This is a genomic window from Aquibium carbonis (assembly GCF_003970795.1).
GTDB classification, from domain to species: Bacteria; Pseudomonadota; Alphaproteobacteria; order Rhizobiales; family Rhizobiaceae; genus Aquibium; species Aquibium carbonis.
Genome location: NZ_RWKW01000107.1, coordinates 1 through 7662, shown reverse-complemented (window position 1 = coordinate 7662; position 7662 = coordinate 1). Strand labels below are relative to the sequence as shown.

Genomic DNA, 7662 nt, shown 5'->3' with positions numbered 1-7662 from the left:
TCCCACTCGATGACCTGGCGGTCGGCCATGGCGGCCGGCTCGATCGGCACGAGATCGTCGAGTCGGTCGTGCGTCAGCACGAATCCTCCCGGGTGCTGCGACAGGTGCCGCGGCGCTCCCATCAGCTGACGGGCAAGGTCGAGCGCGAGCCGCAGCCTTCGGTCGCCGAGGTTCAGGTTCATGTCCTTGACCTGCTCGTCGGTGACGCCTTCCTCCGACCATCCCCAGACCTGCGAGGACAGCGCCTTGATCAAGTCCTCGGTCAGTCCGAGCGCCTTGCCGACGTCGCGTAGCGCGCCCTTGGTGCGATAGCGAATGACGGTCGAGCAGAGCGCTGCATGGCTGCGCCCGTAGGTCTCGAAGATCCACTGCATGACTATCTCGCGCCGCTCGTGCTCGAAGTCGACGTCGATGTCGGGCGGCTCACGCCGCTCCTCCGACACGAAGCGCTCGAAGAGCAGGTCGTTGCGGCCGGGATCGATCGAGGTGATGCCGAGCACATAGCAGACGGCGGAGTTGGCCGCAGAGCCGCGACCCTGGCAAAGGATGTCCTGCGAGCGGGCGAAGCGGACAATCGAGTTCACGGTCAGGAAGTACGGCGCGTATTCCAGCTTCGCGATCAGGCGCAGTTCATGCTCCAGGGTCGCGCGCACGGTGTCCGGCACGCCTTCGGGGTATCGCTGCTCGGCTCCCTCCCAGGTCAGCCGCGCCAGCGTCTCCTGCGGCTTGATGGTCGGGTCGTCGCGCTCCTCCGGGTACTGGTACTTCAACTCGTCGAGCGAGAACCTGCACCGGTCGGCGATCTCGACCGTGCGGGCGAGCGCCTCGGGGTAGCGGGCGAAGAGACGGTGCATCTCCTCGGCCGGCTTCAAGTAACGATCGGCGTGGCGCTCGCGCCGGTGGCCGAGCTGGTCAATCGTGACGTTGTGCCGGATGCAAGTCACCACGTCCTGCAGCATTCGACGGCCGGGCTCGTGGAAGAGGACGTCGTTCGTCACCATCGTCGGCACACCGAGCGCCTGCGCCATCTGGGACAGCTCGTGGAGCCGGAGCTGATCGTTCGGACGGCGACGCAGTGTCAGAGCGACGTAGGCGCTTCCCGGAAAGGCGTCACGCAGGCGGCGCAGTTGCAGCGCCGTGAGATCATCCGCCTCGTCCGGCACGAGAACGGCGACGAATCCTTCCGAATAGGCCACGACATCGTCCCAGTGGAGGACGCACTTCGCCTTGCCGCCCCGCTTCTTGCCCACTGACAGGAGCCGGCACAGGCGGGAATAGGCAGCGCGGTCCGTCGGGTAGACAAGGATCGACATGCCGTCGGCGAGGTCGAGCCGGCAGCCGACGACAAGTCGAATCCCTGTCGTCCTTGCCGCCTCATGCGCGCGAACGATCCCAGCCAAGGAATTCCGGTCGACGATGCCCAGCGTTTCGATACCGCAGGCATGCGCCTGGGCAAACAGCTCCTCCGCCGACGAGGCTCCGCGGAGGAAGCTGAAGTGACTGGTGACCTGAAGCTCGGAATAGCGCAACGCGGAACACCTTCGAGTTCACGAGATATGTTCCTATTATGTTCCCTTGCGCTTGTCGACGATGAACCGCTCAGTTGACCGGCGAGATCGGGGTGGGAAGCGGAAGGGCGGCTTTAGGGCCGCGAAGTAGCCTCGCCTGCCTCGGCTCTCAAACTAATTCGTGAACCTTCACGGTTGGCACGACCTGCCTTGCGATGTTCATGAGATGCCGATGGTGTGTCAGGTAAATTACCTGTCCGGACTGAGCCATCTGGCCGAATAGCCGGAACACTTCTTCCGATCGTAGCTCATCGAAGGTTTCCATGATATCATCAGCAATGAACGGCACTGACGGCCGCGCCGTCGCGAACTCCTCATATCCGGCAAGCCGCAAAGCAAGGTAGAGCTGGAACCGGGTTCCTTTGGACATCTCGATTGCGAGCTTGGAGCCACCCTGTCGTGACAGACCGAAAAGCGCTTCACGATCCTTGTCGGGACGTGTTGCCAAGCCGGTGTATTCGTCGCGGGTGATCAGCCGAAATGCCTCGGATGCGCGATTAATCATTGCGCTGCGGTGCTTGTCCCGGTAGGCGCGAATGCCGTGATCGGCGATCAGGCTTCCGCTCCTGAGGCGAAGATAGCGCAGCGCCAGCTCCTCGATTTCGAGAAGCAAGGTGCGCCGGTTCGCCTCAAGGCGGGCAGCGGCATCATCGCCGCCGATGGCAGTCAAACGATCGGTAGCCCGCGCCCTGTCCGCGAAGAGGTCCTTTGATCGGCCGTCGAGATCTTCAAGTCGCGTGATGAGTTCGGCCTGCTCGCGCTGCAGTTCGGCCAGATCGGTACTGGCAAGGCTGGCCAGGGCAGCCTCCAGCGATGGCAGCTGCATGTCGCTGACGATCTGCCGTTCCAGCTTGCCATGCTGCTCGACCAGCTCATCCCTTTTGCGGCAGCGTTCGAGAGCTTGCCGAACATCCGCAAGGGTCACGGTCTGGAAGAAATCGGTAAGTTCCTTCTTGCCTGCGGCATGGATCGCAATCTCGCCGTCCAACCGCTCGCGTTCCGTCGCTAGGTCGACAAGGCTTTGGTCCCGTTCCTGCCGCTTCCCTTGGACCTGTCTTGCTTCCTCCCTTCGCCGGAGCAGGGCCCTGGCGGCGTCAAGCGGCGCACTGTCGTCGAATGTCTCGCCGAGTGCGTCATGCAACTGGGCAACCACTTCCACGAAGGACTTCCGGTCGGCCTCCATGGAGACGATGCGATGAAGCAAATCATCCTTCTCGCGCAGGACTTCCGGCAGGCCGGCGAGTGCGTCGAGAAGCTCCCGGACGGCACCGACACTTCCTTCCCCCTCAAACCAGGTACTTTCGAGGGCGTTCGACCAATCTGTCTGCCACGCATCGGAATCAGTGGTGGCTTCATCGAGCTCGGCTTTCCGTCGATCCGCGGCCGCTTCCAATTCACCGACGCGCTTTTGGACATCTTGCCGTTTGGTCTGCATCGCAGCATGGTCCGCAAGGATGGTGTCGGCAGCCTGCATCAGTGCCGCCACGTCCAGACCATCGCCGTCGATCCCGACGCTGATCAGGGTCGCCAGGAGCGTATCCTGCTCCCTTGCGAGCGCAGCTTTGGCGTCTTCGGCGTCACTCATGGTAAGGCGCAGATCATCCCACGCAGTCAGCGCTAAAACGCGGGCTTCCACCCATCGGCCGATCCCTGTCAGCCATGAAGCGACGGACGCATCGTCATCCAGATCGATTTCCGCTGGCGTTTCGGTCCTGATCTCGCCTCGCAATGTCTGCCGTTCGTCGTCGATATCCCGCAGCAACTGGCGTTGCCGGTCAATGCTCGCCCTCGTTACCGTCAGCCCTGCGGCGAGGGAGCGCAGCTCCTCGAGTTCCCTGGCGCTGTTCAGACGTGCGGCCGCGGCCGCATCGGTCGTTCGCATGCGGGTTTCAAAGCGATCGGCCGTTTCCCGGTCGAGGACCGACAGATGTTTCGCCCAGGCGTCATCCCGCTCCAAAAGGGCCGCCTTCGCTTCCTCATCATCCATGATGTCGATCGCGTCGCGGAGTGCAGCCAGACGTGCGGCATCTTCCTCCTGCTTCGTCGAGAGGTCTCGTTCGCGCTCGACGATCTGCGAGCGACGCTTCTCCAATTCGCTGCAAGTCGACTTCCAGGATTCGACGCGATCGGTCGCGGGCGGTGAGATGCGCCGGAGAGCGTCACCGTCACCGGCCCATGGGTGCAGTTCAGTCGTGGCATCGTCGAAGGCTTGGCGTTTGGCGGGGACAGCGCGCTCGGCAAGTCTGAGTTCGGCAATAAGGTTGCCGTCGCGCAAGCGGCGCAGCACCGATTGAAGCTGGGCTATCTTGCCAGCATCGAGCGCGACACCCTGGCCATCGAGCGCCTGCCGGTCACGCTGCTCTTTCTCGACTGCCTGCCGGGCTGCCTCATGCTCCTTTTCAGCAGACTGCCGTGCGACGTCGACGCCGGACCTTGTGCTGATCAGATCTCGCAGCGCCCCAATCGTCGCTGCCGGTATCAGCAGTGATTTCGGATTCCCGACATCTGTCTGTCCGAGTGTTGCCAGGATGAGATCGATCTTGCGGTTCGATTCCGACAGCGCCTGCTTTCGCTTCGGCAGATCCTCCTGTGCGGTCGCATAACGTGCGGCTGCGTCGGACAGCTGATCCAGCTGATCCGCCATCTCGAGCAGACGGTTTTCGACCACGAGCCCTTCCAGTTCCTCCCGAAACTTCTGCTCGCGCTGCTTGATGCCCGTCAGCTCCGTTTGAAGCCTTGTCTCTTCAACAATCAGGTCGGGAAGTGTGGATGCCCAGTCCGCAGGTGGATGAGGCAGGTCCGCATATTCGGAAAGCTGTTCGTCAGCCCGGCGATAGTCTGCCGCCAGCGGATGGGCCTGCAGAACACGTGCGATCTCGTCGTGACGGGCCTTTGCCGTCCCGATTTCCCTCATGACGGCGTCATAGGCGGCTTCAGCCTGCTCGAGCACCGTCGTCAGGGTCCGGTAGGCCGAGGCCTGGACATCGATCTCATCGCGCTGCGATTTGAGATCGGCGATCTGGCGTTTGAGGCCGGCGATCTTTGTCGAGCTGGCACGCTTGCGGAAAATGCCGTCGGCCTCAGCGATTGCGGCCTCGAGAATGGAACTGATGCCGGTGAGGCCGGCACTCGCCGAAAACAGCAACTCCCCCAGATCGCCCTTGCTTTCCAGAATGGCGTTGCCGCCATCCTCCAGCGTCTGATCGTCGAGGGAGAACATCATTCGATAGGCGTCGCGCGTTAGCCCGGCGAGCGGCACGCTCAGCAAGGCCTCGTTCACCGGCTGACCTTGCTCATTCAGCAGAGAATTGCTGCGCTGCTTGACCCGTTTGAATTCGTGCGCCTGCCCGTCAAATTCGAGACAGGCGCCGATCTCCATAGCCTTGCCCTGGTGCAGGAAGCCGTACTTCGTGCGCTCTTCGATTCCAAACAGCAGGTCGAGATAGGCCGACAGCGATGTGGATTTGCCGGCCTCGTTCAGCCCGTAGACGATGTGCAGGTCAGGCGCGCCGGCGACATACTCCCCGAAATCGATCGAGTAGTCGGTGAACTTGCCGTAGCGGGTGAGATCGAGCCGGCGCAGGCGCATCAGCTGATCTCCGAGGATTCCGGCTTGAGCCGGGCCAGCATGTCCTCGCTGCCTTCCGTCAGCAGCTGGTCGATCAGGGCTTCGAACGCGGCCTCGTCATCACCGCTGAAACCTCGCGCTTCAGGGGGCAGATCATCGCGCAGTTCCTTAACCAGATCACGCACCGCCTCGCGAACACCGTGCTGGTGAACAATGTCGCTGCGCATCAACTCGCCGAGTTCCAGGACCGGGTCGGCGATAGCACTTACAACGGAAGTGCCGTCCGGTGCCGTGATCGCAATCTCGATCTTCTCGATCCAGGTCTTCCCCAGACCCTCGGCACGCTGTTCGGTCTCCGCCAGAAGTAGATCACGATCGCGGCGCAGCTGCCATGCTAGTGGCGTTGCCCCCGTCAATCGGAGGCGGCCGACAAGATGGCCCGAGCGTGTTCTGTCTCGCGCGATCCCAATGCCTTCCTCGATGAGTTCGGCGGCCCCTCGCCAAGTTGCGGCAGATGAAAGGTCGACGGCAATCCTTTCAAACTGGGCAATGCTTGTCGCGCGTTCTTCGACCGTGAGGCTGCGGTCGTCCTTGACCGTGACGAGGGTGACGGTCTTCTCGCCGGCTTCGTTGATGTCGCGGCCTTGCGGCATGCCGGGCATGATCACCACGCGGTCGCCGGCATGTTGGGCCCGAACGTGGACATGCCCCAGGGCCCAGTAATCGAAGCCCCAACCGTGCAGGTCTGAAGCCTTGCAGGGCGCGTAATGGTCGTGCCCCGGCGCTCCGGCCAAGCTGGTATGCATGATGCCGATATTGACCGTGTCGGGAGCAGGGCGGCGATACTTATCCAGCAGGCTCTCTGGCGCGTGCGGCTTGGCGAAGCTCAGGCCGTGAATCGAAAGAGCCAGATCGCCATTTACGAGGTCGACGGCATGGGTGCGGTCGCCGAACACGGTCACCGTCGGCGGCAGGATCAGTTCCTGGGTGATCCGCGACAGGGCATCGTGATTGCCGCGGATGATGAAGGTCTCGATACCCGCCTCATGAAGCCGCTGCATCTGTCCTGCTAGAAACCGGGCGGTCTTCATTGACGTCTGGTCGCCATCATACAGGTCGCCAGCGATGATCAGTGCGTCGACCTGCTCGTCGATGCAGAGATCCACAATGGCGATCAGGGCTTGTCGCGTCGCGTCGCCGATCAACTCGGCCAGGTCGCTGTTGCGCATCGCCAAGGAGCGCAATGGAGAATCAAGATGTAGATCGGCGGTATGAACAAACCGGAATGGCATGTCATTGTCCTCGATTTGTTCATGAAGCCTATGGAAAGGTGTTCATTTAGACGTTCTCGGGAAGCATGGGATTTTCATTTACGGTCAGAAGTCCGTCTCTTTTCTTGAATACGTTGTCTTCTATCAGCTTAGATATTGCGGCGACTATGGCGATTCTCAATTGAGCGCTCGTCGCCTTGAAGCCGAGCATCCGCGAAACACGAGCCACGATCTCATCTTCAGTAGCTCCGAGATTGGACCTGACGACTTCTATTGCACCTTCCGCGATCTCCTCCATCGCGATCAACTCTGGCTTTCGCAACCCAAGCGATGCCACTTGGCTTCGGTCTCTGAGTGTCACCGTCGCTCCGGGTTTGAAGAAGAAGTCTCCCTTCCGTGTAACCGAACCGCGGCTCATTGTGATGATCACTCCCCGCTCGACGGCTTCCTGGATCCGCCCACCAGCGCGCTGCAAGCCCCAAGCGTCTCTGATCCGGCAAACCACCTCGTCAAGGTGGACTGGCGCTTCCACCGCGACAACTTGCTCGACAAGTCCGGCCATTACGCCGGCCGGCGTCTCGTGCAACTCATACGGTCCAGCGCGCGTCAACTCAGCTTCTACGTAGGCCCGGTGCTTTGTGTCGCCTTCCGGCACATCGGCCAAACCGATCTCCGTAACCTCACCGCGATCAACAGTGACGACCTCCACATTCACCGCCCGGTTCCTTTGGAATCCGAGTTCCATCCTGGCATCCAGTTCCTTCCTTGCCGCCTCGATAGCCGCAATTGTTCGCGCGAGTTGTTCCTGCGGACGCTGGAACCAATCAGGACTCCAGATGCGGTGAACGATCCATCCATGATCCTCCAGGACGGCCTGCCGAAGGCGGTCGCGGTCGCGCGCGGAACGAGAGGAGTGGTAGGCAATACCGTCGCATTCGATGCCGAGGATGTACCTTCCGGGTCGTTCGGGATCGGCGATGGCGAGGTCGATGAAGAACCCAGCGATACCGACCTGTGCGTGAACCTGGAAGCCCCTCTCTATCAGCGCGTTGGCAACCTGTTCCTCGAAGACTGAATCCATCTCGCGGGTGGTCGCCTGCGCCAAGGACAGTCTTCCCGTCCGGGCGTAGTGCAGGAACAGCTTGAACGCGAAGACGCCCTTCCCTTTTCCACGTTCAAGGTCGATATCTTCGTCGGTGATCGACGCATAGACCTCGCATCTGCGTTTTGCCCGGCTGATGAGGACGTTCAGCCG

Annotated in this window: 4 protein-coding genes; all 4 read right to left on the bottom strand. The window is 61.7% G+C overall.

The window, feature by feature from the left end; translation table 11 throughout:
• A partial coding sequence (locus EJC49_RS22740) for a PHP domain-containing protein (protein ID WP_126702223.1) occupies nt 1–1529 on the bottom strand: 1529 nt, incomplete at its 3' end.
• A gap of 148 nt (nt 1530–1677) precedes the next feature.
• Entirely contained in the window at nt 1678–5157 is a 3480-nt protein-coding gene (locus tag EJC49_RS22735; protein WP_126702222.1) for an AAA family ATPase, read from the bottom strand.
• Entirely contained in the window at nt 5157–6428 is a 1272-nt protein-coding gene (locus tag EJC49_RS22730; RefSeq protein ID WP_126702221.1) for a metallophosphoesterase family protein, read from the bottom strand. Before EJC49_RS22730 ends, EJC49_RS22735 begins: the two co-directional genes overlap by 1 nt.
• Before the next feature lie 46 nt (nt 6429–6474).
• The coding region (locus EJC49_RS22725; protein WP_126702220.1) for a DUF3320 domain-containing protein at nt 6475–7662 on the bottom strand (1188 nt) is incomplete at its 5' end.

Coding starts and splice junctions, on each gene's coding strand:
- EJC49_RS22730 (WP_126702221.1), bottom strand. CDS start 6,428: ATGCCATTCCGGTTTGTTCATACCGCCGATCTACATCTTGATTCTCCA.
- EJC49_RS22735 (WP_126702222.1), bottom strand. CDS start 5,157: ATGCGCCTGCGCCGGCTCGATCTCACCCGCTACGGCAAGTTCACCGAC.